The organism is Pseudoalteromonas sp. CO342X, from assembly GCF_004208915.1.
In the GTDB taxonomy this organism is placed as follows: Bacteria; Pseudomonadota; Gammaproteobacteria; order Enterobacterales; family Alteromonadaceae; genus Pseudoalteromonas; species Pseudoalteromonas maricaloris.
In genome coordinates, this window is the sequence record NZ_SGPH01000013.1 from 144,101 (window position 1) to 169,835 (window position 25,735).

The 25,735-nt window shown below is 44.3% G+C and carries 27 protein-coding genes; 17 read left to right on the forward strand and 10 right to left on the reverse strand.

Going from position 1 to position 25,735, the window contains the following annotated elements; all coding sequences use genetic code 11:
• Positions 1-69: 69 nt before the first annotated feature.
• The gene (locus tag EXT47_RS05295) at positions 70-1,593 is read right to left on the reverse strand and encodes an amidase (RefSeq protein ID WP_130126044.1); all 1,524 of its coding nucleotides are present in this window, start codon (positions 1,591-1,593) and stop codon (positions 70-72) included.
• A 180-nt stretch (positions 1,594-1,773) separates the two neighbouring features.
• Here EXT47_RS05295 and EXT47_RS05300 point away from each other — a divergent pair, with 180 nt between their 5' ends.
• Positions 1,774-2,670 (forward strand): mechanosensitive ion channel family protein, encoded by an 897-nt coding sequence (locus tag EXT47_RS05300; protein ID WP_010606748.1) that lies wholly within the window; start codon positions 1,774-1,776, stop codon positions 2,668-2,670.
• Between the two features lie 42 nt (positions 2,671-2,712).
• Here EXT47_RS05300 and EXT47_RS05305 read toward each other — a convergent pair whose 3' ends face one another.
• From EXT47_RS05305 to EXT47_RS05320, 4 genes are all read right to left on the reverse strand, one after another.
• Positions 2,713-3,534 carry a mechanosensitive ion channel family protein gene (locus tag EXT47_RS05305; protein ID WP_130126045.1) on the reverse strand — a complete coding sequence of 274 codons (822 nt, stop codon included), beginning with the start codon at positions 3,532-3,534 and terminating at the stop codon, positions 2,713-2,715.
• 17 nt (positions 3,535-3,551) lie between these two features.
• On the reverse strand, positions 3,552-4,241 hold the full coding sequence (locus EXT47_RS05310; protein WP_039497108.1) for an LrgB family protein: 690 nt from the start codon (positions 4,239-4,241) through the stop codon (positions 3,552-3,554).
• Positions 4,234-4,602 (reverse strand): CidA/LrgA family protein, encoded by a 369-nt coding sequence (locus tag EXT47_RS05315; protein ID WP_010371242.1) that lies wholly within the window; start codon positions 4,600-4,602, stop codon positions 4,234-4,236. The genes EXT47_RS05310 and EXT47_RS05315 overlap by 8 nt, the downstream gene beginning before the upstream one ends.
• Before the next feature lie 109 nt (positions 4,603-4,711).
• On the reverse strand, positions 4,712-5,509 hold the full coding sequence (locus tag EXT47_RS05320; protein ID WP_039497109.1) for a crotonase/enoyl-CoA hydratase family protein: 798 nt from the start codon (positions 5,507-5,509) through the stop codon (positions 4,712-4,714).
• A 192-nt stretch (positions 5,510-5,701) separates the two neighbouring features.
• Between EXT47_RS05320 and EXT47_RS05325 the strand changes: the two genes are divergently transcribed.
• From EXT47_RS05325 to EXT47_RS05335, 3 genes are read left to right on the forward strand one after another with little or no spacing between them, the layout of a single operon-like run.
• Entirely contained in the window at positions 5,702-6,019 is a 318-nt protein-coding gene (locus EXT47_RS05325; protein WP_010371248.1) for a DUF440 family protein, read from the forward strand.
• Positions 6,020-6,036: 17 nt separating this feature from the next.
• Positions 6,037-6,864: a YdiY family protein gene (locus tag EXT47_RS05330; RefSeq protein WP_130126046.1), complete on the forward strand. Its 828-nt coding sequence runs from the start codon at positions 6,037-6,039 to the stop codon at positions 6,862-6,864.
• A gap of 11 nt (positions 6,865-6,875) precedes the next feature.
• Positions 6,876-7,325 (forward strand): hypothetical protein, encoded by a 450-nt coding sequence (locus EXT47_RS05335; RefSeq protein WP_039497112.1) that lies wholly within the window; start codon positions 6,876-6,878, stop codon positions 7,323-7,325.
• A gap of 31 nt (positions 7,326-7,356) precedes the next feature.
• Here EXT47_RS05335 and EXT47_RS05340 read toward each other — a convergent pair whose 3' ends face one another.
• A complete protein-coding gene (locus EXT47_RS05340; protein ID WP_010371256.1) occupies positions 7,357-7,842 on the reverse strand; it encodes a peptidylprolyl isomerase in 486 nt (161 codons plus the stop codon).
• A gap of 11 nt (positions 7,843-7,853) precedes the next feature.
• Positions 7,854-8,765 (reverse strand): tRNA-modifying protein YgfZ, encoded by a 912-nt coding sequence (gene ygfZ / locus EXT47_RS05345; RefSeq protein ID WP_039497114.1) that lies wholly within the window; start codon positions 8,763-8,765, stop codon positions 7,854-7,856.
• A gap of 160 nt (positions 8,766-8,925) precedes the next feature.
• Between ygfZ and EXT47_RS05350 the strand changes: the two genes are divergently transcribed.
• Both EXT47_RS05350 and EXT47_RS24235 read left to right on the forward strand, forming a co-directional pair.
• Positions 8,926-9,177 carry a succinate dehydrogenase assembly factor 2 gene (locus tag EXT47_RS05350; protein ID WP_010371260.1) on the forward strand — a complete coding sequence of 84 codons (252 nt, stop codon included), beginning with the start codon at positions 8,926-8,928 and terminating at the stop codon, positions 9,175-9,177.
• Positions 9,158-9,571 (forward strand): protein YgfX, encoded by a 414-nt coding sequence (locus tag EXT47_RS24235; protein ID WP_306419052.1) that lies wholly within the window; start codon positions 9,158-9,160, stop codon positions 9,569-9,571. Before EXT47_RS05350 ends, EXT47_RS24235 begins: the two co-directional genes overlap by 20 nt.
• Positions 9,572-9,628: 57 nt before the next feature.
• Here EXT47_RS24235 and nadB read toward each other — a convergent pair whose 3' ends face one another.
• Positions 9,629-11,230: an L-aspartate oxidase gene (nadB, locus tag EXT47_RS05360; protein ID WP_039497116.1), complete on the reverse strand. Its 1,602-nt coding sequence runs from the start codon at positions 11,228-11,230 to the stop codon at positions 9,629-9,631.
• Positions 11,231-11,526: 296 nt separating this feature from the next.
• Here nadB and rpoE point away from each other — a divergent pair, with 296 nt between their 5' ends.
• The 11 genes from rpoE (at position 11,527) to EXT47_RS05415 (ending at position 22,148) form a co-directional block, all read left to right on the forward strand.
• The gene (gene rpoE / locus EXT47_RS05365; protein ID WP_010371267.1) at positions 11,527-12,108 is read left to right on the forward strand and encodes an RNA polymerase sigma factor RpoE; all 582 of its coding nucleotides are present in this window, start codon (positions 11,527-11,529) and stop codon (positions 12,106-12,108) included.
• A 1-nt stretch (position 12,109) separates the two neighbouring features.
• Positions 12,110-12,721 carry a sigma-E factor negative regulatory protein gene (locus EXT47_RS05370; protein WP_039497118.1) on the forward strand — a complete coding sequence of 204 codons (612 nt, stop codon included), beginning with the start codon at positions 12,110-12,112 and terminating at the stop codon, positions 12,719-12,721.
• Positions 12,722-13,672 carry a MucB/RseB C-terminal domain-containing protein gene (locus EXT47_RS05375; protein ID WP_010371273.1) on the forward strand — a complete coding sequence of 317 codons (951 nt, stop codon included), beginning with the start codon at positions 12,722-12,724 and terminating at the stop codon, positions 13,670-13,672. It begins immediately after the preceding gene.
• Complete coding sequence (locus EXT47_RS05380) at positions 13,669-14,127, forward strand: SoxR reducing system RseC family protein (RefSeq protein WP_039497120.1); 459 nt, start codon at positions 13,669-13,671, stop codon at positions 14,125-14,127. The genes EXT47_RS05375 and EXT47_RS05380 overlap by 4 nt, the downstream gene beginning before the upstream one ends.
• Before the next feature lie 59 nt (positions 14,128-14,186).
• Entirely contained in the window at positions 14,187-15,974 is a 1,788-nt protein-coding gene (gene lepA / locus EXT47_RS05385) for a translation elongation factor 4 (protein WP_010606762.1), read from the forward strand.
• Between the two features lie 12 nt (positions 15,975-15,986).
• Positions 15,987-16,922 carry a signal peptidase I gene (gene lepB, locus EXT47_RS05390; RefSeq protein ID WP_010371286.1) on the forward strand — a complete coding sequence of 312 codons (936 nt, stop codon included), beginning with the start codon at positions 15,987-15,989 and terminating at the stop codon, positions 16,920-16,922.
• 2 nt (positions 16,923-16,924) lie between these two features.
• Positions 16,925-17,602 (forward strand): ribonuclease III, encoded by a 678-nt coding sequence (gene rnc / locus EXT47_RS05395; protein WP_010371291.1) that lies wholly within the window; start codon positions 16,925-16,927, stop codon positions 17,600-17,602.
• Positions 17,592-18,491 carry a GTPase Era gene (gene era / locus EXT47_RS05400; RefSeq protein WP_010371295.1) on the forward strand — a complete coding sequence of 300 codons (900 nt, stop codon included), beginning with the start codon at positions 17,592-17,594 and terminating at the stop codon, positions 18,489-18,491. The genes rnc and era overlap by 11 nt, the downstream gene beginning before the upstream one ends.
• On the forward strand, positions 18,492-19,184 hold the full coding sequence (recO, locus tag EXT47_RS05405; RefSeq protein ID WP_039497123.1) for a DNA repair protein RecO: 693 nt from the start codon (positions 18,492-18,494) through the stop codon (positions 19,182-19,184).
• A gap of 93 nt (positions 19,185-19,277) precedes the next feature.
• Positions 19,278-20,012, forward strand: coding sequence for a pyridoxine 5'-phosphate synthase (gene pdxJ / locus EXT47_RS05410; protein ID WP_039497125.1), 735 nt, complete (start codon positions 19,278-19,280; stop codon positions 20,010-20,012).
• Between the two features lie 81 nt (positions 20,013-20,093).
• Positions 20,094-22,148, forward strand: a complete 2,055-nt coding sequence (locus tag EXT47_RS05415; protein WP_130126047.1) for a TonB-dependent receptor — start codon at positions 20,094-20,096, stop codon at positions 22,146-22,148.
• 50 nt (positions 22,149-22,198) lie between these two features.
• Here EXT47_RS05415 and dapD read toward each other — a convergent pair whose 3' ends face one another.
• Together dapD and glnD are read right to left on the reverse strand one after the other, a co-directional pair.
• A complete protein-coding gene (gene dapD, locus EXT47_RS05420; protein ID WP_039497128.1) occupies positions 22,199-23,026 on the reverse strand; it encodes a 2,3,4,5-tetrahydropyridine-2,6-dicarboxylate N-succinyltransferase in 828 nt (275 codons plus the stop codon).
• 10 nt (positions 23,027-23,036) lie between these two features.
• Positions 23,037-25,655, reverse strand: a complete 2,619-nt coding sequence (gene glnD / locus EXT47_RS05425) for a [protein-PII] uridylyltransferase (protein WP_010606767.1) — start codon at positions 25,653-25,655, stop codon at positions 23,037-23,039.
• Positions 25,656-25,735: the final 80 nt, after the last annotated feature.

Sequence of the window (25,735 nt, forward strand, 5' to 3'; positions counted from 1 at the left end):
TACGCAAATAAAAATGCCTTCACATCAATCGGTGTGAAGGCATTTTTATTTATAACACTACTATTATTTTTAAGGCGTTAATGTCGCCTTAAACTCAGGCGCTTTGCGTGCATTAGTCAACTGCTCGAAAGCATAGGCAAGCTTGATTAGTTTCGCTTCGCTATAAGCCTCAGCGAAGAAAGAAATACCCAGCGGTAGCTCGTGATGAAAACCCATCGGTACGGTAATGCTTGGATATCCTGCAATCGCGGCGGGAGATGACGAGGAGGCGGAGAAATTATCACCGTTAATGATATCGATACTCCAAGCTGGGGTATTCGTTGGTGCGATAAATGCGTCAAGGCGATGTTCTTGCATTATTTTATCAATGCCTTGTTGACGGGCAAATTCTTTAACCAAAGCCTGAGCTTCTTGATATCGGTGCTCAGTGATATCGCCTTTCTTTGCAGCTTCCTCTATCAAATATTGATCAAAGTACTTAATGGTGGAGGGATGTTGCTGGTTGAATTGGATGAGCTGGTTTAGGTTTTTTACTTTTACCTGCTCTGGTGTCGTGGCAAGGTAAGCATTAAGATCATGCTTAAAGTCATAGAGCAAAATATCCAATTCAGCGGAGCCTAAAGCTTCCAGCTCAGGTAAGTCTAACCCTTCAATTATTTCTGCGCCATTTGCTTTCATGGTCGCAACGGCTTTTGCAAATACCGCTTGAACTGCAGGTGGAAATTGACCTACATGACTGGTGATAGCAATTCGTTTGCCTTTGAAACTGGCAGTATTTAAGCCTTGGGTAAAGTCAATCGGCTGTTTTGCATCGATAACGATAGCATTGAGTAACAAAGCGGCACCCATCACCGATTTTGCCATAGGGCCAGCGCTATCTTGGCTATGACTAATCGGAACAATGCCTTCACCTGAAATCAAACCGACAGTCGGTTTAATACCTACAACACCATTATGTGCTGAAGGACAAACAATAGAACCGTCAGTTTCCGTGCCAATAGCGAGCAGTGCAAGACCTGCGGAGACGGCAACAGCAGAGCCTGAACTTGAGCCACATGGTGTTCTGTCTAACACATACGGGTTTTTGGTTTGACCCCCAAGCGTGCTGTAGCCGCTCGAGCTGAAACTTGATTTAAAGTTTGCCCATTCACTTAAATTGGCTTTGCCAAGGATGATAGCGCCGGCTTGTTCTAACTGGATGATAAGTGGTGCCGCTTGGGTTTTGACGTTGTGTTGCAGTGCGAGCGCACCTGCAGTTGTTGCCATTGGCGCTCTGGTGTCGATATTATCTTTAACAATAACTGGCAGGCCATGAAGTGGCCCTCGGTATTTTCCCGCGCGTAGTTCGGCATCAAGCTTTTTAGCGTCTTGTAAAGCGTTGGGATTGACCGTGATCACTGCATTGAGCATAGGGCCACTGTCGTCAAGTTGTGAAATCCTTTTTAAATAAAACTCAGTGAGTTGCGTTGCTGATAAAGTTCGATTTTGTATTTTGGTTTGTGCTTCGAGCGTGGTAAGGTCCGCAAGCGATTGACTATAAGCTGGCAACGCAAGCGCGAGACAAGTGGTTAAAGCGAGTAGGGATTTTTTCATGACGTATTTTACCAATCCGCAGTAGTATTATTGTTATTTATTTGTCCTTTATTTAGTCACGAGCCCTGTAAAAGGTCAAGCGAGTAGCCTAAACAAAGCATGATTTAGGCGTCTTTAAAACTTGTATTTTTGCTGCTAGCCACACACACTTAACTTCACGAGATAACAAAAAATATAACCATGATAAAAGCACCAATAGATATAGAAGTAGATATTCCGTGGCTTGACCAAAAGCTATTTTCATTAGGTAAATTTTCATTAGAGGTGGGAGAGGCACTTTCATTTATCGCGGTGATCGTTGCAACTTTGGTGATCTCCAAGATCCTACGACTAGCATTTAATCGTCTCGCGTCAAGGCAAGGGGTGATCCAGCATACCTCAGCGTACGTGATTGGCAGGATCATTCACTACATCGTATTATTTATTGGTCTTATTATTGCGCTGACCGCCTTAGGAATAGAGATCACTGAGTTGGCGCTTGTTGCCAGTGCACTCGGCGTTGGGATTGGCTTGGGCCTACAAGGTCTAGTGAATAACTTTGTCTCTGGTCTGGTATTACTACTAGAGAAAACCGTCAAAGTTGGGGACTTTGTTGAGCTGACCAACGGGGTGGTGGGAGAAGTCATCGCCATTCACATGCGCTCAACTTGGATCCGTACAAATGACAACGTCGACCTGCTTATTCCAAACTCGGAAATGGTGTCAAATACAATTACCAATTGGACAATGTCGGATAAATATCGTCGTTTCCGTATTCCTTTTTCGGTGGCCTACGGCAGCGACAAAGAGAAGGTGAAGCGTGCCGCATTGGAAGCGGCCAAAAATGTCCAATATACCTTGAATACGCCGGGGCGAGAAGCAACGGTATGGATGACAGGGTTTGGTGATAGTAGCTTGAATTTCACGCTAGGAGTTTGGGTGCAACCTGAGCAGGTAAAGCGACCAACAGCGCTGGTTTCTGATTACCTCTGGGCTATCGATGATGCCTTTCGAAAATATCAAATCGAGATCCCGTTTCCACAGCGCGATCTTCATTTACGCAGTGGCTTTTCTATGGAAAAGCCTGATGAAAACTGAGGGTAGAATAACGGCTAGGGTGCTAGCCGTTATTGAGTTTACTCACTGAATGATTTTAACCACTCGTTGCGGGAATGGAATTTCGATTTCCGCATTTTTAATCGCGGCAAACACCGCTCTATTCACTTCTAATTTAGTTTCGATAAGTGAAGTCGTAGGCACCCAGTAGCGGTAGCTCAATATCACTGCACTGTCGGCAAATTCCTCAATCCCCACCTGAGGCTTAGGGTCTTGACTGACCTTAGCATTATCAGCGAGTACCTGATTGATAAGTGTTAATGCGCCTTGATAATCAGCATCATAAGCTATTCCTATTTCACCTTTAACCAGAGAGTTTGCAAATGAGTTATGGAGAATTTCTCCCACCACATGTTTATTCGGGATAGTGATCTCTACTTTGTCTTCGTTGATGAGCGTGGTATGTCCAAGCTCAATCATTTTAACTTGGCCGTTAACGCCTTTGATGCTGATGGTATCGCCAATCACAAATGGGCGGGTAGCAATGATGGCAAGCCCAGCGCCATAGTTTGCCAGCATACCTTGCAGTGCAAGACCAGCACCTAGAGACGCGGCACCGATGGCGGCGACAAATGGTGTGATACTTATGCCAACCTTGCCAAGAGAAATAATCACAAACATGGCAATGATAAGCACCTTGATCACATTGCCAATAAAGTTGGTTAAAGCAGGATCGATATTGTGTTTTAGCATCAAGTTTTCAGTCGCTTTAGACAGCTTTCTTGATAACCACAAACCGAGAAGGAAGATGAATATCGCAGCGAGCAATTGGAAACTGTACGTCACCAGATACTCTCGAATAATGTTGTAATAGTGTTCTATTTGCTCGATTTCTTGATTGATCACAGTCATATCCCGAGTTATTAAATTAGAGTAGCCAACCAATGATAAAACAAAGGCACCCAAAGTGCAGTTATCATGGCGGTAATTGTCATCGCCGCTGAAGCAAAAGCGCCAGCCATGGGGTGATGCTCTATCGCTGCAGCTGTGCCTATCGCATGGCAAGCAACACCAAGCGCGGTGCCTTTCGCTTGCATATGGTCAACTTTACACCAGTGCAAAATATGTAGTCCAAACACGCCACCAAATACACCAATTAGTATCACCATAATCGCTGCAATAGCGGGGATCCCCCCGAGATAATCACTAATGAGTAGAGTGATTGGTGTTGTAACCGACAGGGCCGCCATTGAAGCTGAGAGCTGTGGATCGGCTGCGAAAAACTGGCAAATAAGAAAAGCGCTTAACGTAGACAGTGAAACACCCAACCAACTGGTTAAGCACAATGCAAAAAATACCGGTTTAATTTGGTGAAATTGTTTATACAAAGGGTAAGCGAGTGCAACGACCGCTGGCTCTAACAAGTAATGAATTGGTAGCGTTGCTTGTTGATATATCTTGTAGTCGAACTTCGTGAATAGTAGAAATGCCGAAATGGCCAAAATGCAGATCAGCACAGGGTTTAATATCGGTAAGGAGATACGCTGATATAGTTTGCGAGCACTAAAAAATAACAGCACAGTGAGCGCTGACGCCATAATTATATTAATCACGAAACTTGATGCTCTTAACGATAGGGCTTAACAATACAAGACTTATTGTTGGAACACCAACTAGCAATAACAGCAGCATAAGCCAGTGGGATTGAAACAAACTGAGATGCTCTACCAAGCCCACTCCCGCTGGAATAAAAAACAGCGCCATATATTTTAAGATGGGCTCTGCTGCGGGGGCTAACCATTCTACTTTAATGATTTTTGTGGCAAGGAGTATGACAAGAAACACCATGCCAAGTAGGGCGGCTGGGATCTGTAAAGCACTAAGCTGAATAATCCATTTAGCGCTGAAGAGACACGCCAAAATGATGGCAAAGCCTAGTGCAAATCGTAATATCAACTTCGCTCTGTGTACCATTAAATTTAAATCCTCAGCGCTGCAATGGCCTAGCTGTATGATGCCTAATTGTACGCTCTCGTATTGCGATGACCATTATACTTTGGGCAAATGGGCTTTAAATCTGACGTTACCACTTCATGCGAGGCAAAAATGGCTTTTTATTCTCACCAGCTACAGAGGCATTCTTCATCGCAATTTTGGTATTTTTGGCTGCGAGCAATTTGATTTGTGACCATGTTTCTAACCATAGCAGTTTACGGGCGGGCTGGTTGTAGGCTCGATTATACACTTTCTTAATTGCTGCAATGGCATCTGGCGAGCGTGCGCTAAATTGAGTCAGTAATTCTGAGAGTCTAGCGTCAACATCATCACAGAGCTCGGTAATGAGACCGTCCTTTAGTGCTTGCTGGGCATCTATTCGCTGTGCATGGACTGTCATCAGTAGTGCCTTATCCTTGTTCATTGTGGCAGGCAAAAGTAAGCTGCCACCCATGTCAGGGCAAAGTCCCCACTTGGCTTCCATAATGGCAAGCTGCGCACTGTTATCGGCTAAACGAATGTCCGCACCTAATGCAATGTGACAGCCACCACCTAGACAATTGCCTGTGATCTTGGCGATAACAGGAACAGGTAAAGCTTGCCAGCCGAGTACGACTCTTTGTGCTAAGTTAGCATTACCAGGTAACCATTTTTTAAGTAGCTTGATGATCCCAAAAGGTTTATTCAGCACGCTTTTTACATCTAGACCGGCACAAAAATGTGCGCCTTCACCTTGGATAACGACAGCTCTAATTGATTTGCTATTTCTAATTTTCTTTATTGCATTATCTAAACCAACAAACATGTCAACAGACAGCGCGTTTTGTTTTTCTGGTCGAGATAGGGTCACAAATGCGATGTTGTTCGCTTCGGAAAATGAAATCATGATGAGATGCTCCCTGCGGGTTTTATGCGATAGTTTTAGAGTAATAACTTAAAAGCGGTGTGACATTCAACTTTTACCGATAATTTGTTCGTCATTTAGCGTTATTTTCTGTTTGATTATCGCGACTAAGTATTTATGTTTTACCTCATTTTGCTATCATTGCGCCAATTTTAAAACAACAGGCTAGCGTCCATGACAGCGAGACTTTGTAGCATCGAAGAAGCCACTCACCAAGCATATGATATCTTCCTTGAGTTGGCCCCGGATAATCTTGAAGAACACGATATTAATATGTTCAATGAACATCGCGAAGATCGTGGCTTCATTGAAGAAAGTGAGCCGGACGAGAGTTGGTCAAGCATCACTGCGTATGAACAAGAAGCAGAGCCAGAGCACTTCGTTCAGGTTTTGGTCGGTATCGAGTTTGATGACTCGGATCAGGTGTACGCAAAAATCCTAATTAGCAGAGATTTAGATGCGCCGTTTTGTCATATCATTTGGAAGCAATAACCGGAAAGTAGTTGTCAGTGCCGTTTTTTAGAACTTTCGCCTTATTTGCAATTGGCTTGGTTTCGCTACCAAGCTTAGCTACGGATCCATTCGAAGATTTTCACGAATATGGCAAAATGCCCGATGACGAAATTCATCAAAAACATAAGGGCGAAATGCTGTACGGTGACGTTGAATTTGGCTTTATCGTTAACAAAGGTAATACGCAAAACACGTCATTTAAGTTAAAAAGTAATCTTTACCAAGATTTCCCCAAGTGGCGTAATCAATTTAAATTTAATGGACTTTATCGCCGCGAACACAATACAGAAACGGATGTCGAAGATGTCTCAGCATCGCGTTACTTTGGTTCGGCACAAGGTAACTACAAGCTAGGGGATGATAACGCTTCGTTCTTTATGTATGGCGACTATGAGCGTGACAGGTTTAATGGCAAGGAATATACCACGACATTTGCGCTTGGTTATGGCAATCGTGTGTACGAGGGACGAAAGAACACGGTAGATATCGACGTTGGTCCCGGTATGTCTATCTCTCGTGTGGATAACGAAATCGAGCTTGAGCCGGAAGAAGATAGAACGGAGCAAGGCCAGCTTTTGCGTATGGCATTGCAGTGGGAAAGAAACGTGTCAAAGCGCACCCGCTTTAATCAAGACGTGAGTTTTGAGCAATCGCTGTCAGGTTTAAACTCCCGATTGTTTGCTGAATCTGCGCTAGTCACACAAGTGATTGGCGGGATTGCGCTGAAGTTTGCGTTTATTTACCGTTATAATTCGCAGCCAGAAAATGAAAAAGAAAAGGTAGACACCGAACTTGGTGCTACATTAGTTTACAGCTTTGATTAAGAAGACTATCGATGTATAAAAATACACAGTTTGCATGGGTTATATGGCTGTTTCTGGCCTTTATCGCCAGTTTTACCCTATTGGCAATTTTTCTAACTGGCAGTAATCTCGCTTTTGTCGGCTTTTTGGTGATCCTCGCGCTTGTTGCGTTTATTTTTTACGGCTTAACCATTCAAGTGAACCAAGAGCAACAAACGTTAAGCTGGTGGTTTGGACCGTCGGTCGCCAAAATGACCTTAAAGTTTGACGATATCGACTATGTTCAGCCTGTGACTAATTCTCTACGTCATGGCATTGGCATGCGGATCAGCACAGACGGTTGGGTATACACAGTTGCCGGATTCAATGCACTTGAAGTGGTGATGAAGGACGGCACTAAATATCGCTTAGGTACAAATGACCAAGCTAACTTGGTTACGGCAATGGAAGGTAAACTTAAACAAGAAAAAAGCGCTGAATGATCAGCGCTTTCTATTAGTAACTCGACTAATCTTAGTGGTCGTGACCACAACCTCCTTCGCCATGAACGTGGCCGTGGGCAACTTCTTCTGCTGTTGCTTCACGTACTTCAAGCACTTCAACGTCAAAATTCAGTGTGATCCCAGAAAGCGGGTGGTTCGCGTCAACAATGACTTCTTCGTCTTCGATACCAATGATCACAACGATTTGGTCGCCTTCATCAGTGGTAGCTCTAAATTGCATACCCACTTCGATTTCCATGTCTTCAAACATTGATTTAGGAACAGCTTGAGTCAGTTCGTCAAAGCGCTCACCATAACCTTCTTGTGGCTCTATGGTCACACTGAAAGTGTCACCAGCTTGTTTGCCTTGTAGGGCATCATCAAGACCTGGGATCAGATAGCCTGAGCCAAGCATCGCTATCACAGGCTCATCATCAAATGTGCTATCAATCGTGTTGTTGTCTTTGTCTTGAACTGAGTAGTGGATTGTCACTACCGAGTTAGGGCCAATAATCATATAAGATCCCGTTAGTTGTCTTCTAAAGAATAAGGTAGAGGTTGAATAGTAAGACTCACCTCTGGTGAATTTTTTGCTCTTAGCACCGCGTCTTGTGGTGTGTCATTTGGCATCACCGCCAGCGCATAATAACGGCCGCTGCTTGCATCAAAGGTTTGTTGAATAACCTTGCCACCACGACGCCAGTTGTCTTCAATCTGCAGTTCAATGTCTGCCTCTTCGATGCGCTCTGCCGCATTACCTGTCACTATGTACATGGCACGTTTGTTTTTACCAAGATAGCGCATACGAGCTACGGTTTCTTGACCAGTATAGCAACCTTTCTTAAAGCTGATCCCGTTAAGGGCTTGAAGGTTAACCATTTGTGGTACAAATTCGTCCACGTGATCGGCATCAAGGCTTGGCTCACCTGCTAAAATGCTGGCCGCAATAAACGGTGCTGGATTGCTTTGTTGTTCCACGTCCGCTGGTAAATCTGCGCCTTCGAACGCGATGAAAACAAAGCGCTCGTCTGCGAGTCTTAGCAGCTTGCCGTTGGCAACATCCACAGCGCTTGCGTCAGACGAAAGCTCAACGCCAAAGGCAGTAGCAAGCGCTTTACTGTCCTGAGTCATTAAGCCAAAGACTTCGCAGTCAGCAAAGTCAATGTCAACTTTGGCAAAAACGCCGTACTTTTTTAGCTCACGAAGTGATGCTTCAGCTTCGGCTACACCTGCAAGCATTAAGTAGTCGTCTTGATAGCGAGTTAAGCGCGACACAGACCAAAGTTTGCCTTTAGGGCTACAATGCCCAGACCACATAAAATTATCTTCTTTGATAAGGTTAATGTCTTGAGTAACCTGACCGTGCAAATAGCTAAGTTTATCTTGTCCTGAAATGCGAATAACCTTGAACGGAAGCGCATAAGCACGAGCAATTGACATAATGTTGATCCCTATTAAAGTGTTTTCGTAATGTTACCGTAAAATCATAAGTGGAGATAGGGACGGACGATTTCAATGTGCCATTTCTATAAGTTTTATGGCATATGTCCTGCGCAGTGGGTATAATTTTCTCAATAGTTTATGAGGGGTTAATCAGTTTATGGTTGAGTTACTGCCTAAAGCTCGAGTTAAATGGGCTTGCCGTCGTGGCATGTTAGAGCTGGACGTTATTTTAGAGCCGTTTGTTGAGCAGGCTTATGACGCGCTATCCGACGAAGGTAAGTACGTGTTTCAGCGTCTAGTTACCTGTGAGGATCCAGATTTATTCGCTTGGTTTATGGGTCATGAAGAATGTCCAGATCCAGAGCTAAAACGCATGGTTAAGTTAATCCTTGATCGGATCCGCGTATAGAATCGACTTTCAACACAATCTTCAGAACCGCACCTTCTTTGTGGTTCTTTTTTCTTGCCTCACTTTTATCCTTTTTCTGCTGTTTCCTGCGCTGTGGTGGTTAGTCGCAATCGTATTCGCCGTGGCGGGTTATTGCAGTTGGCAAACTGTTTTATCTCGCACGCCAAAGGCGGGTACTGTACTCATGCTCCCGAAGGAAAACTTCATTGAAATACAGTCGCAAACGATAAATTTCAAAGGGCAGCTTATTGGTGCGACCATATGGTTTGATAGTCAAATAGCGCTAAAAATCATGGATGCGAACCAAGCTAAGCAGCAGGTATTTTTGACTCGACAGGCAATACCAGAAGCGGACTGGCGTTTACTTTGTCGCACTACGCTGCAAGCCAAGTAGAAACAGCAACCAGAGCATGGCGATAAAAACCAGCACATGCTCTACATGCAAATATTATTATTTTGTCGGTGACAAAACGGTAGGTGTGGGGTTTTCAGCCATGTCTGGGAAGTCAATGGTATAGTGCAGTCCGCGGCTTTCTTTACGTTCTAACGCGCTGCGAATAATCAGTTCAGCTACTTGTACTAAGTTACGTAATTCAAGCAGGTTGTTACTCACTCTAAAGTTGGCGTAATAATCGTGGATCTCTTGCTGCAATAACTCAACGCGACGTAGCGCACGTTCTAACCGTTTAGTTGAGCGAACAATGCCAACATAATCCCACATAAACAATCTAAGTTCGTGCCAGTTGTGGGTGATCACTACTTCTTCGTCCGAGTCGCTGACACGGCTTTCATCCCAATCTGGTAACTTAGATGGCTCAGGACAATTATCGATTTTAGCTAAAATATCTTTTGCGGCAGCGTGGGCAAACACAATGCATTCTAATAACGAGTTACTCGCCATGCGGTTTGCGCCATGTAGACCTGTGTAAGCCACTTCGCCGATTGCATATAAATTGTCGATGTCAGTACGACCGTTAAAGTCAGTCATAACACCACCGCAGGTATAATGCGCCGCTGGCACTACGGGGATTGGCTCTTTGGTGATATCTAAACCAACACTTAGGCACTTAGCATAAATCGTAGGGAAGTGCTCAATGATGAACTCTTTGTCTTTATGTGAGATATCCAGATAGACGCAATTTGCGCCCAATCGTTTCATCTCATAGTCAATGGCACGGGCGACCACATCGCGAGGGGCGAGTTCTTCGCGCTCATCGAAGTCAGGCATAAAGCGTGTGCCGTCAGGACGTTTAAGCAGCGCGCCTTCACCGCGCATGGCTTCGGTTATTAAAAAGTTTTGTAGCTCAGGGTGGTATAAGCTGGTCGGGTGAAATTGGTTAAACTCCATGTTGGCCACACGACAACCCGCACGCCACGCCATTGCGATGCCGTCACCCGAAGAAACATCTGGATTTGAGGTATACAAGTAAACTTTACTTGCGCCACCCGTTGCTAAAGCGACAAACTTAGCCGAGATGCTCTCAACTCTATCCGCTTTGCGATTATAGACGTAAACGCCTTTGATATCGCTTGAGTCGCCATGTTTATCTTTAATGAGATCGATGGCGTTGTATTGCTCAAGTATATTAATTTTTGGGTGTAACTGCACTTGGCTAATTAATGTGGTTTGAACGGCTTTACCCGTTGCATCAGCTGCGTGCAATATACGACGATGTGAATGTCCACCTTCGCGGGTTAAATGAAAGCGCTCTTTCCCTTTGCTATCCACTTCCATATCAAATGGCACGCCTTGTTCAATCAGCCACTTCAAGCAATTCTTTGCATTTGAGGCGGTATAGTGCACCGCATCGCGGTCACATAAACCAGCGCCTGCCGCAAGCGTGTCTTCGACATGAGATTCAATACTGTCATTTTTCTTATCGAATACTGCGGCAATGCCACCTTGAGCATAAAGTGTAGAGCCTTCTTTTAACGCCCCTTTGCTTATCACGGTAACATTACAGTGGTTTGCCAAAGAGAGCGCAAGAGAGAGTCCAGCAGCGCCACTACCAATAATGACTACATCAGTATTGTGGTGAGTCGTATTTTTCATATTCGAAGATCTTTACTGTTTTTGCGTTTAATTCTGCTATTTATACCACATCTGCTATCATAGAAGGCAGAGAGTTTGTTCCGTTTAATGAGAATCATTTAGAACATTTTGTGTGACTGCTAATGGAATAATGCTAAAAAGCAGCCAAGAACTAGTACGCAAAGATGGATGAATTCGTTTATTTTAAAAAAAAATACAAAAAAACAGAACTTTTTATTCAGTACTAAGTCAGAGTAGCTGTGAATGATGGCAACTAGATACGATTTAGAAAAGCAAAAAGAGGAGTACCGGCTCGAATGAGCGAGCAGGATTTAGATCTAGATATAGTTAAACGCGTTCAACAGGGAGATAAAAACGCATTCAACCTGTTAGTTGCCAAGTATCAAAATAAAGTCGCAGCGCTGATTTCTCGTTATGTAGCGAATCAAGGCGATGTGGCAGATGTGGCACAGGAAACGTTCATTAAAGCTTATCGAGCGTTGCCTAACTTTAGGGGCGAGAGCGCATTTTATACTTGGTTGTATAGAATCGCGGTTAACTGTTCAAAAAATTATTTGGTGGCGCTTGGTCGAAAGCCGCCAGCAAACGACGTAGATGCGGAAGAAGCCGAGTTTTATGATGGTGCAGACCAATTAAGATCGAACGCTTCACCGGAAAATCTATTGTTAAGCGACGAAGTGAAAGCAGTGATTTTCAAAACTATCGAGCGCTTGCCTGACGATTTAAAAACCGCAATTACTTTGCGTGAAATCGAAGGCATGAGCTACGAGGAAATAGCTGTCATTATGGATTGTCCGGTAGGTACAGTTCGTTCGAGAATTTTTCGCGCAAGGGAAGCGATAGATAACAATTTGAACCCATTAATAGGTGAGTCTTAATATGGCACAAGCTGAAAAACAAGTGACAGAAGATTTAACGACATCGCAAATTTTTGACGGTGATCTGTCACTCAACGCTGAAACTGATGTTCGTTTAGACGAACAAAAGTTTGCTCGGTATGCCTTGATTGGTGATGTAATGCGTAGTCAAAAGCAAGACACACCTTGCATTGATATCACCAGCAGCTTTGCAGCGGCACTTGAACAAGAGCAAACGTATAGTGAGCCGGCCGTTGAGCAAGTGAAAGAAACGATGCCAAAGAGCAATGTGATTGAGCTAAGTGCATGGCGTAAGCCGTTTGCACAAGTGGCTATCGCGGCAAGTGTGTCATTGTTTGCTGTGCTTGGGGTTAATACGCTAAGCACTGACGCGACTTTACCTGCGGGCGATACGTTACAGTTGCAATCAACTCCTTTTGCTGGAGGCGTTTCTCCTGTGAGCTTATCAACTGAGCCTGCGCTTGAATCAGCGGCTAAAGGCATTAGAGAGTTACAGCAGCAACGTATTGGTGCATTGGTGTTAGAGCACCAAAGACAGTCACGTATGGCGTATGCGCTGCAGCAATCTGGTGAAAACAGCACCGCTGAAAAGCAAGAGGAAAAAGAGCAATAAATGAGAGCACTGTTAGTTGTAGTAAGTGTATTTTTCTCTAGTTGGCTGTGGGCAAATGAAAGCGTATCAGCCAAACAACTGCTAAAAGACATGGCCGAAGCGGTGCATCATAGAAACTTTGATGCATCGTTTGTCGTGGTGAAAGGAAAATCTATGGAGCCTTACCGTTGGCTTCATGGTAACCAAGATGGGACTGAATTTGAGCTTTTAAGTTTGCTCAATGGTGCTGGACTTGAAATGATCCGCATTGGTGACAAAGTGACTTATTTTGAACCAAAGTCTGAGCCTTACACCATCCAAACAGATTCGATAGCAGGTCCTATTCCCGAAGTTTTATTCAAAAATATCGACAGCCTCAAAGAAAGCTATGATTTTGTTTTAGGGGGTAAAGGTCGGATCGTTGACAGACCTGCTCAGCTTGTCAGGTTAGAAGCAAAGGATGACGCTAAATACAACTATTGGTTGTGGATCGATACCGAGTCATCTCTGTTGCTAAAATCCGCTTACGTAAACCAACAAGGCGAATTATTAGAACAGCTTCAGCTTACCCATATCAGCGTGACTGAAACCCCAGCCGAACAATTGTTAGAACTTTCACAAAAGCAGTTTCCTGAAGCTGTATCTGGGTTGTTGAAGACACTTGAGAATGGCACAAAAAACAATTGGCAAATTGGTTGGTTACCTCAGGGCTTTGAGCTGCTAAAATCTGACAGACATAAGTTAGATTTAAACAATGAGCTGGCAGACTACTACTTGTTTTCCGACGGCCTTGTTGATATTTCGGTATTTGTACAACGTCCTTTACCGGGCCAGCGCCCAAGTGGAGCGCTCTCGTCAGGTGCAACAACGGTGTATGTACACAACACAGGTGCGTTTGACGTATCCGTAGTTGGAAATATTCCAGCAATGACCGCAAAAGCAATCGCTGAGTCTGTGAAAAGACCTTTATGATAGAACAAACTCTGACAGTTGCCGCCATAAAAGGCGCAACTGTCTACTTAGAAGCACAGCCAAAGCCCGCCTGTGAAGGTTGTAACGGCAAATGCGGCTCCCAAGTATTTGCCAAACTCTTTGGCACCCACAAAAAACAATTCCCTGTAGATTTGACGGAATCTGTCGAAATTGGCCAAAAAATTAAGTTGGCATTAGACGACTCTGATGTGGTGAAACATGCGTTTTATGTTTACATGATGCCATTGCTTTTTGCTTTTGCTGGCATGTTTATCGCAGCCCTCGTACTTGGTCTCAATGAACCTTTGCAGATACTTATTGCATTTACGAGTGCAGCACTCGGTTTATTTTTCGCCAGAGTCCAAGGGGATAAACTCAAACATCAGGTAAAAGTGATAAAAATTTACCCAATTAGCCTACCAATAACGCAAATAGATGGTGATTGTACTAAATAAAATGTAAAATCGAGGCCTTAATCTCTATTTGTGACTAACAGAAGTATTGAATCCAGTATATGAAGCATATCCGTAACTTTTCTATTATTGCCCACATTGACCATGGAAAATCGACGCTATCAGACCGCTTAATCCAAGTTTGTGGAGGTTTAACAGACCGCGAAATGCAGCAGCAGGTACTGGATTCGATGGACATCGAACGTGAGCGCGGCATTACCATTAAAGCACAGAGTGTAACGCTTAACTATCAAGCAAAAGATGGTGAAACCTACCAGCTAAACTTTATCGATACACCGGGACACGTTGACTTCACTTATGAAGTGTCGCGCTCTCTTGCCGCTTGTGAAGGTGCGTTATTGGTTGTTGACGCGGGTCAAGGTGTAGAAGCACAAACACTAGCGAACTGTTACACCGCGCTTGAGATGGACTTGGAAGTTATTCCGGTACTAAACAAAATTGACTTACCACAGGCTGATCCACTTCGCGTTGCCGAAGAAATTGAAGATATCGTTGGTATTGAAGCATTAGAAGCGGTGCGTTGTAGTGCGAAAACGGGGATCGGCATTGATGAAGTGCTCGAAGTGATCGTACGTGATATTCCGCCACCAGAAGGTGAGCCAAATGCGCCACTACAGGCACTGATTATCGATTCATGGTTTGACCCGTACCAAGGCGTAGTGTCATTGGTGCGTATTAAAAACGGTGAATTAAGAGCGGGCGAAAAGATCAAGATCATGTCTACAGAGCAAGCTCACCAAGTAGATAAGGTTGGTATCTTTACACCGAAGCAGACCAATACTGGGGTGTTGAAAACGGGTGAAGTAGGCTTTGTTATCGCAGGTATCAAAGACATCCATGGTGCACCAGTTGGTGATACCATTACCATGGCTCGTGATTCTGCAACAGACCGTTTGCCTGGTTTCCAAAAGGTGAAGCCTCAGGTATACGCGGGAATGTTCCCAATTTCATCTGATGACTACGAAAATTTCCGCGATGCGCTTAATAAATTGAGCCTCAACGATGCATCACTATTCTTCGAGCCTGAAAACTCAACAGCACTAGGCTTTGGTTTCCGTTGTGGTTTCTTAGGTATGCTCCATATGGAGATTATTCAAGAGCGCCTTGAACGTGAATATGACATGGATCTGATCACCACAGCTCCAACGGTAATCTATGAAGTAGAAACTAAGCACGGTGTGGTGAAAATCGATAATCCATCGGATTTACCACCGGTAAACGACATTATTGAAATTCGTGAACCAATTGTTGAAGCAAATATTCTCGTTCCGCAAGAATATTTAGGAAACGTGATCACGCTGTGTGTTGAAAAGCGTGGTATGCAGACCAAGATGACCTATCACGGTAAGCAAGTTGCGTTAACCTATGAATTGCCAATGTCAGAGGTGGTAATGGACTTCTTTGATAAGTTGAAGTCTACCAGCCGTGGTTTTGCATCACTAGATTACAACTTCAAGCGTTTTGAAGCATCAGACATGGTGCGTGTGGATATTCTGATCAATGGCGACCGCGTTGATGCGCTTGCAATAATTGTTCACCGCGATGGTTCACAAACGCGTGGCCGTCAGTTAGCTGAAGCGCTGAGAGAATTGATCCCTCGCCAAATGTTTGATATTGCTATTCAAGCTGCAATTGGTAATCACGTCATTGCGCGTAGTACAGTTAAGCAGTTACGTAAAAACGTAATCGCAAAATGTTATGGTGGTGACGTGAGCCGTAAGAAAAAGCTACTGCAAAAGCAAAAAGAAGGTAAGAAGCGTATGAAGCAACTTGGTAACGTTGAAGTGCCACAAGACGCATTCTTAGCAATATTGAAAGTAGGTAAGTAACAGGAAATACAAATGGCAGGTTATTTTTCAATTTTATTGGTGCTACTCACGGTCGGTTCAGGCCTTATTTGGTTGATCGATCATTTGGTGTATGCACCAAAAAGACAAGCTAGGCTTGCTATTGCGCAAGGTGCGTCTGACACTCAGTTGGATGCCGACATCATTGCGGAAATCGCACCTGAACCTGCCATTGTTGAAAACGCGAAATCAATTTTTCCTATGATTGCCGCGATCACGATTTTCCGTTCGTTTATTTTTGAACCGTTTCAAATTCCATCAGGCTCAATGATGCCAACCTTATTGGATGGCGATTTTATTCTTGTGGAAAAATATGCTTACGGGATTAAAGACCCTGTGTGGCGTAGCAAAATCGTTGAGACGGGTACACCTGAGCGCGGTGATATTGCGGTGTTCAAGTTTCCGCTAGACGAGCGTATTGATTTCATCAAACGTATTGTTGGTTTACCGGGCGACCATATTGTTTATCGCAATCGTCAGCTTTACATTAAACCTAAGTGTGAAGACGGGCAGAGCGAAGCAAACGGGTTGACGTGTGGCGAATATAACAAGATTGATGTAGATATTGTTAATCGTGACGAGTTTACGCAAGGCCCAATGCAGTTAGTGCGTCTAACCGAGCATTTGCCAAACGTAGAACATGATATTTTAATTAATCCTGAAGTGTTAGAGTTAACAGATCGCTACTATCAACAACCAGGTACTCGCCGCGATGAGTGGGTAGTACCAGAGGGAAGTTATTTTGCGATGGGTGATAACCGTAATAACAGCCAAGATAGTCGTATGTGGGGTTTTGTACCTGATGAAAACTTGGTTGGAAGAGCGGTATTTATTTGGTTAAGTTTTGATTTTGATAATGGCCCAGACAGCATTTTGCCAGGGTGGGTTCCAACTGGTGTTCGTTTTGAACGCCTAGGTAGTATTCAGTAAAAATGAAAAGAAACGTAGAAGAACTTTATAATAAAATAGGGTACAACTTCTCTGATAAGGCGCTGCTTGAGCAGGCTTTGACGCATCGCAGTCACAAAGGCCAGCACAACGAGCGTCTCGAATTTTTGGGCGACTCTATTTTAAGCTTTGTGATTGCAAATGCTTTGTATCACAAGTTTCCAAAAGCGCGTGAAGGTGATTTAAGCCGCATGCGCTCAACATTAGTGCGTGGTCAAACGCTGGCGGAATTCGGTGTGGAATTCGCGCTGGGTGATTATCTGCGCCTAGGTCCAGGTGAGCTAAAGAGTGGCGGTTTTCGCCGTGAGTCAACGCTCGCAGATGCAGTAGAAGCCATTATTGGTGCTGTTTTCTTAGACTCTGACATCGATGTGTGTAGAGATTTGGTACTAAGTTGGTACGAATCACGCTTAACTGCGATTTCACCTGGTCATAATCAAAAAGACCCGAAGACGCTGCTGCAGGAGTATCTACAGGCTCGAAAATTACCTTTACCGGGCTACACTGTAATAGATACCAAAGGGCAAGCTCACAACCAAACATTCACGGTCGAATGTATAGTGGAAGGGATGGAAAGTATAATTTCAGTAGGCAGCTCGCGACGTAAAGCTGAGCAAAAAGCTGCCGAAAAAGCGCTTAAGATACTAAAGAATGACGCTTGATACACATTGCGGCATGATTGCCATTGTCGGTAGACCTAACGTAGGTAAATCGACACTATTAAATAAATTGGTTGAGCAAAAGGTAAGTATTACCTCGCGTAAACCACAAACCACTCGTCACCGCATTATGGGGATCCATACAGAGGGTAACTATCAGGCGGTGTATGTTGATACGCCAGGACTTCATATTGAAGAAAAGCGTGCAATTAACCGCTTAATGAACCGAGCAGCGTCAAGCTCAATCGGCGATGTTGAATTGGTTATTTTTGTCGTAGAAGGGACGCATTGGACGCCTGATGACGAAATGGTACTGGCTAAAGTTAAAGACAGCGGTCGTCCTATCTTGGTGGTGATGAATAAAACTGATCAGGTAAAAGACAAAGACTTGTTGATGCCACATATTCAGTGGTTGAGTGAACAGGGTGATTTTATCGGGATCGTACCTATCTCTGCGAAGCAAGGTAAGAACGTTGATATGATCAGAGAAGAAGTGCACAAGCGTTTACCTGCGTGTGAGTTCTACTTCCCTGAAGATTACGTTACCGATCGCTCAATGCGTTTTATGGCGGCAGAGATCGTGCGTGAAAAGCTGATGCGCTTTATGGGCGATGAATTACCGTACTCGGTGACGGTTGAGATCGAACAGTTTAAGTGGCAAGACAACGGTGTTTGGCAGATAAACGCATTGATCCTTGTTGAGCGCGAATCGCAAAAACGCATGGTGATCGGCAACAAAGGCGAAAAGCTCAAAGTTATCGGTCGCGAAGCGCGTAAAGATCTTGAAAACATGCTAGACAACAAAGTCTATCTCGAATGCTGGGTTAAAGTGAAATCTGGCTGGGCAGACGACGAACGTGCTCTTCGTAGCTTAGGGTACGGAGAAGACTGATTGGATAGCGACTTTCGACAGGCCTATCTGTTACATCGCAGACCTTATAGCGATTCTCAGGTACTGCTTGACGTGCTGGTCGAAGGCGTTGGACAACTCAAAATGCTTGCCCGAGTAAAGGGCAAGCAATCCCTCAAACATAATGCCCAGTTGCGGCCATTTTCATTACTTTTACTGCAATATGCAGGCAGATACGATTTTAAATACGTAAATCGTTTTGAACCCACAGACAATCAAATCCAACTCGTTGGGCGGCAGTTATATTGTGGTTTGTATCTCAATGAGCTAACACAACGCGTGGTACCCACCAACGAACCGCTAGAGCAGATCTTTTCGCTCTATCAGCTACATTTAATGCGTTTGGCTCAAGATGAAGATGTGGAACCTATCTTACGCAGCTTTGAGTTGCAATTGTTAGGTGAGCTGGGTTTCGGGGTGGAACTGGAGTTTGACGCAGAAGGTAATCCAGTGCGGCCAAAAGCCGCGTATAAGTACGTATCTGAGTACGGTTTTATTGCAGTCGGTCGTGAACCTGATACGATACCGGGCAGTATGTTATTGGCCATTGCCAATCAAGATTTCCAAGACCTTGCCGTGAGAAGGGCGGCTAAGCTATTAACACGAAAATTAATGGCACCGCTGGTTGGTAAGCAAGGGCTGAAAAGTAGAGAACTATTTATTTCAAAGAAATAATACCAATTTAATCAAAAGTATAAATCGGTAAATTGGTATTGCGGTATTAAGTGGGTGATCCACTTGCTACGTCATATTATCAAGGGATAAACGATGAAAGATATTTTACTCGGCGTCAACGTAGACCATATTGCAACGCTTCGTCAGGCGCGTGGCACTAGCTATCCAGATCCTGCACATGCAGCTGCAGTAGCTGAGCACGCAGGTGCCGACGGCATTACTATTCACTTGCGTGAAGACCGTCGCCATATTCAAGATCGTGATGTTTATGTGATGGCAAAAACCATCCAAACACGTATGAATTTAGAAATCGCAGTAACTGACGAAATGCTCGACATCGCTTGCGAAGTAAAACCTGAATATGTTTGCCTAGTGCCAGAAAAACGCGAAGAGTTAACCACGGAAGGTGGCTTAGACGTTGCGGGTAATCTAGATAGGATCACAGCGGCAACTCAGCGCCTAGCTGATGCAGGTATCAAAGTAAGCTTGTTCATCGACGCGGATAAAAAGCAGCTAGATGCTGCAAAACAAACCGGTGCGCCTTACATTGAGATCCACACGGGTGCTTATGCTGATGCTGAGAACGACACCGAAATGACCGCGGAGCTTGAACGCATTCGTGAAGGTGTTAAGTATGCTCATGGCCTAGGCCTTATCGTCAACGCCGGCCATGGTTTGCATTACCATAATGTTAAACCGATTGCACAAATGCCAGAAATCTACGAACTGAACATTGGTCATGCCATTGTTGCTCGAGCGGCAATTGATGGACTGGAAAAGGCAGTGCGAGATATGAAGCGTTTGATGTTAGAGGCGAGACAAGCATAACGCTGAGTGGTAAAGAAAAAGAAAGGGCTGTGTAGCCCTTTCTTTTTGCCTTGTAATCGAGTTAATACAATTGGTATCAAAATGAAAAAAATGGTGTTGGTCTTTGCAAGTTGCGCTCTTGTACCACAACTTAGCAAAGCGACAGAGAACAACGAATTTGAAATCATCACTACTACGGCATCCAGATTGGCTGAGACGACAGGAGAGCGCCCTGTAAGCCTCTCTTTGCTCACAGAAACTCAATTAGATGACATAGGCGTCACACATATCGAAAAGGCGTTGAGGCTTGTTGCTGGCGCAAATATACAACATGGTAATGGTCAAGAGTATCTACCTGCATTACGTTCACAAGTGCTATCTGGTGCAGGCGCATGTGGCGGCATTTTAATGGCTGAAGATGGTATTGCACTCAGAGCCGCAGGCTTTTGTAATATCAATGAGCTCTTTGAATCGCACTTTGAAGCGGCTGAGCGTATAGAAGTACTAAAAGGGCCAAACAGCGTATTGTATGGCTCTAATGCGGTGCATGGAGTGGTTAATGTGATTACTTCAAACAGCATTCAAAAGACACCTAGGATTGCATTAGATATCGGCTCCTATGGTTATAGCCGAACTCGGATACAAGCTGGCGATAAAGCCCTTGGCTTGGGCGCAGCGTTAACCCTTACAAAAGATTCGGGTTATCGTGACGATGAAAGCGTTGAGCAACAAAAGTTAAGCGTCAAACACCAATATGAAGGTGAGAAGATTGGTGTCGTATCTGGAATGACATACACCCACTTAGATCAGCAAACTGCGGGTTATGTAACAGGAGTGGACAGCTATAAAAATAAGCAATTGGCAAAGCAAAACGAAAACCCTGAAGCATATAGAAAGGCTGAGTCATTTAGAGCTTGGACGGAAATAACCGGGCACTTTGATGATAGCAACACCGTACTGATAAAACCTTATGTACGCTGGCAAGAGATGGAATTTGTTAAGCATTTCTTGCCGGGTAAGCCGTTTGAAGAAAATGGTCAAACTGGTGTGGGGCTGCAAACGCTTATACACACTGAATTAAGTGACTCAATACAACTAGATTGGGGAATGGATGCAGAATATACCCAAGGCGAGATGTTGCAGTATCAGCCTACGCCGACTGAAGGTTCTGCATTTTTACGCTCAACTATTCCCACAGGAAAACACTACGACTATGAGGTAGATGCAAGGCAACTCGCGCCTTTTGCAAATCTCAGTTGGCGACAGGGTAACTGGTTAGTTGAACTGGGCGGTCGTTTTGAGTCAATGAAATACGATTATCGCAACTTTTTGCCTACTGGGCGTACCAAAGAAGATGGTTCGATGTGTACAATGGGAGGATGTCGTTATAGTCGCCCAGCCAGTGGCAAAAATAGCTTTGCTTATTTTTCACCAAAATTTGGCCTAAGCTATGCGTTCACTGAGCGAGATATTGCCTATGCTAACGTGTCTCAAGGTTATCGCGCACCACAAACTGCTGAGCTTTACCAATTGCAGCGAGAGCAGCTAAAAGCATCGCTAGAGGAAGAAAAGGCGGACAATATCGAGCTTGGCCTAAAAGGGAGTGCAGATAGTCTTGGCTATCAGGTCGCGATTTATGACATGGAAAAAGAAAATTTGATCTTCCGAGATAGTGACTTTTTCTATATCAATGATGGTCGCTCAAGACACCGAGGTGTGGAGTTGGAGCTGAGTTATTCATTCTCAGCACATTGGCAACTAGATCTCGCCGCAACGCGTGCTAAGCATACCTATGAACGAGATAATATTCTAGGTGGCATCAATATTAACGGCAACGATCTAGATTCAGCACCAAGGAACGTGATTAACGCCCAATTACACTGGCAAGCACTGGATAACCTCAGTTGGTCTTTAGCTTGGCATCATGTAGGAGAGTATTTTACTGACCCCGAAAATCTTCATCGTTATTCCGGTCACGATTTACTGAGTTTACGAGGAAAGTGGCAGGTAAATCCGCATTTGGCGTTGACAGTGAGAGTGAAAAATCTAACCGACGAACGTTACGCTGAACGTGCCGATTACACTTCATTTAGTGGTGAAAGGTACTTTCCAGGAAGACCGAGAAACATTCTAGTGTCACTGGACTACCGCTGGTAATACATGAAAAAGGGAGCAGAAAGCTCCCTTGTTTGAAACTATCGTGATATTTAGTCGTCTAGTGAGCGAAGTAGTGCATTGATCCCAACTTTTTCACGGGTTTGCTGATCTACTTTTTTCACAATAATTGCTGCATACAGGCTATGAGAGCCATCTTTGCTTGGTAGTGATCCTGGTACTACCACCGCACCGGCTGGTACGCGACCATAATGGGTTTCGCCTGTTTCACGGTCGTAAATACGAGTACTTTGTGAAATATAGACACCCATGGAGATAACCGCACCTTCTTCAACAATCACACCTTCGACGATCTCAGAACGTGCGCCGATGAAACAGTTATCTTCAATAATCGTTGGATTGGCTTGTAACGGCTCTAATACGCCACCAATGCCCACACCGCCAGATAGGTGTACGTTTTTACCGATCTGTGCACACGAGCCTACAGTTGCCCAAGTGTCTACCATAGTGCCTTCATCAACATATGCACCAATATTAACGTAAGACGGCATAAGTACCACGTTCTTACCGACAAAACTGCCTTGACGCGCTACCGCGTTTGGTACTACGCGCATACCACCTTGTTGGAACTGCTCTGGCGTATAGTCTGAGAATTTTAATGGTACTTTGTCGTAAAACTGGTTAACGCCATCGCTCATTGGTTGGTTGTCACGAATTCTAAAAGACAGGAGTACCGCCTTTTTCAACCATTGATGTACGACCCACTCACCACTAATTTTTTCAGCAACACGCGCTGCACCTGAATCTAGCATTTCCAAAGCGTTGACAATCGCTTGTTTTACTTCGTCTGATACCGTGGTTGGAGTAATGGTATCGCGGTTTTCCCACGCGGTTTCAATAGTCGTTTTTAAATCAGACATAAATTCCTCGTTAATCTGTTTCAGCATTTAGTTTTTTGAGTAGGGCGCGATGAAGCTCTGCTTTTTGTACTTCATCTAGAGCCTTGTAATCTTTGTTTGAGACGACGAAAAAGTCTTCTGCGCGTTCGCCGACGGTTGTAATGCGCGCGGCATGAATATGTAGTGAATAGGCCTGAAATACCTCAGCAATTTTAGTCAGTAACCCCGGAATATCAATGGCCTGAATTTCAATTAGGCTGCGATCGTCGCGTGCGTGCGGGCGCAGTATAATTTTCGGTTTGATATTAAAGTCTTTAAACTTTTGTGAGCGGTTTTTCTTAACCCGGATCTTTCTTTTTGGATCTTTTAGTAAAGTTTCCAAGCCTTTTCTGATCCCCGCTGCACGGCCGGTGCTGAGTGGGTCGCCATTCACTTCTAGGATAACAAAACTAAAGACAACATAGCCATCTTTTGTGGTCATGACCTGAGCATGCTGGATCTGTGCTTTTTTAGAACCAATTACACTGACCAGTTTGGCGAATAACGCAGATTCATAAGGACTGTATACGAATACTTGCGTCCCGCCATGCATGGGCTTGTCAGAGACGATCACGCTTGGCTGGCTTAAATCATGAGACTGTAATAAATGCTCAGTATGCCAAGAGATCTGCTGTTCACTAAAGGCAGTAAAATAATTGGCCTTAAAGCGTGACCAAATAAGGTCAATGTACTCTTCGAAGTAGCCCAAATTAATCAGCCGTTGCTTGGCTTGGCGTTTCTTATCACGGATCTGATCGCGCATATCCATTGGGTTTTCAAGACCCAAACGCAATGCCCGCTGAGTATGCAGATACAGCTCGCGTAAGAGGGTATTTTTCCAGTCGTTCCAGAGGTTGTCGTTGGTGGCACGAATGTCGGCAACCGTTAAGCAATAGAGATAATCTAGCTGACGTTCGTTTTTCACTTTTTGTGCAAATTCAGCAATAACATCGGGGTCGTTAATATCTTTACGCTGGGCTGTGACAGACATCAGGAGGTGATTTTGCACCAGCCAAGCTACCAATTTAGCGTCGGAAGCAGTAAAGCCGTGCATTTTAGTAAATGCCATGGCGTCAACGGCACCAAGCTCGGAATGGTCGCCACCTCGACCTTTGGCAATATCGTGAAAGATCCCAGCTAAGTAGAGTAGCTCTGGTTTGTCCATGCGGGCAACAATCTCAGAACAAATCGGGAACTCGCTAATATGCTCTTTATCGAAATAGCGATAGATGTTATTGATGAGCTTATGGGTATGCTCATCTACCGTGTAGGCGTGAAACAGATCGAACTGCATTTGACCAAAAATATTACGCCATTGTGGTAAATAGGCGGCGATGATCCCGTGTTTGTGCATCAGAGTAAACGCTCGCCCCATGCCGTTGGGGTGCTTCAATAACCTTAAAAAAGCGTCACGACAGCCTGCGTAATCTTGCAGATCGCCTAATAAGCGGCGTCTGACTTGGCGCATAGTACGTATGGTACTTGGGTCAATCTGATTGATTTTAGGGTTGTCTGCAATATGTTCAAAGAGGACAAACAAATTCTCTCGACGGAAAAAGACCGAGGGGTTCTTAACGCGAATTTTATTGCCAATGCGCTCAAAGTTTCTGTCAAGTGGCACGGCTTCTTGTTCTAACTGCTCGGGAAGAATACTTTGTTCGAAATAGGAGAGCAGCATCTGGTTCATTTCGCGCACTCGGCTCATGATCCTAAATAAGCGTTTCATCATACGCTCAACTGAAGCTTTACCTTCAGAGCCAAAACCGAGGAGCTCTGCGGCATGTGGTTGATGGTCAAACAGTAAGCGGTTCTCACTGCGACCTGCGGCCAAATGTAGTGCAAAGCGAATGTTCCACAGGTTTTCGATGCACTCTAACAGCTCTTGATATTCTTCATGGGTCAAATAACCGTGATTGATTAACTCTTCCAAAGTTTCAGCGCGGAAGTGCTTTTTAGCGACCCAAAAAATGGTTTGCAGGTCGCGCAGGCCACCGGGGTTTTCTTTAATATTAGGCTCAAGGTTATAGGCGGTACCATGGCATTTTTTATGGCGAATATTCTGCTCATTGACCTTGGCGATAAAAAAGTCACTAGATTGCCAAATAGGGGTTTCAACGATATGTCGTTTGAGGCGTTCATATTCAATATGGTTACCACAAATGAGGCGGCTTTCCAGCAGGCTTGTGGCAAAGTGAACGTCATTTTGTTTTTGTTCTAGGACTTGTTCATGGGTTCTTACGCTATGACCAATATCTAGACCTAAATCCCATAAATAAGTGACAAAACGCTCTAAACAGCTGGTCACTTCTTCACAGGGAACGGATTTGGTTAGCACCAAAAAATCGATATCAGAGAACGGGTGTAACTCACCACGGCCATAACCACCAATGGCGATTAACGACAAGTCTGGTTGGTGCGCCAGTCCGGTTTCATTAAACAGTTTAATCAACAAGCGGTCAATAAATTCGGCGCGAGAGTTAATTAGATTTCTAACGGGTTGCTTGGCAAATTGATTGCTTAACCATTTGTAGAAAAAAGCAAGACAATCACGGTAATCGGTAAGTTCTTGTGCTTCGTCAAGAAGCGTCTTCACTTTGTTCGGTAATGCCACTTAGGATCCTGTGTCATGCGCGCAAAAACAGTAGAGTCCTGTTTTACACTAAATAAATAAGAATTGCGAGTGACGGGGAG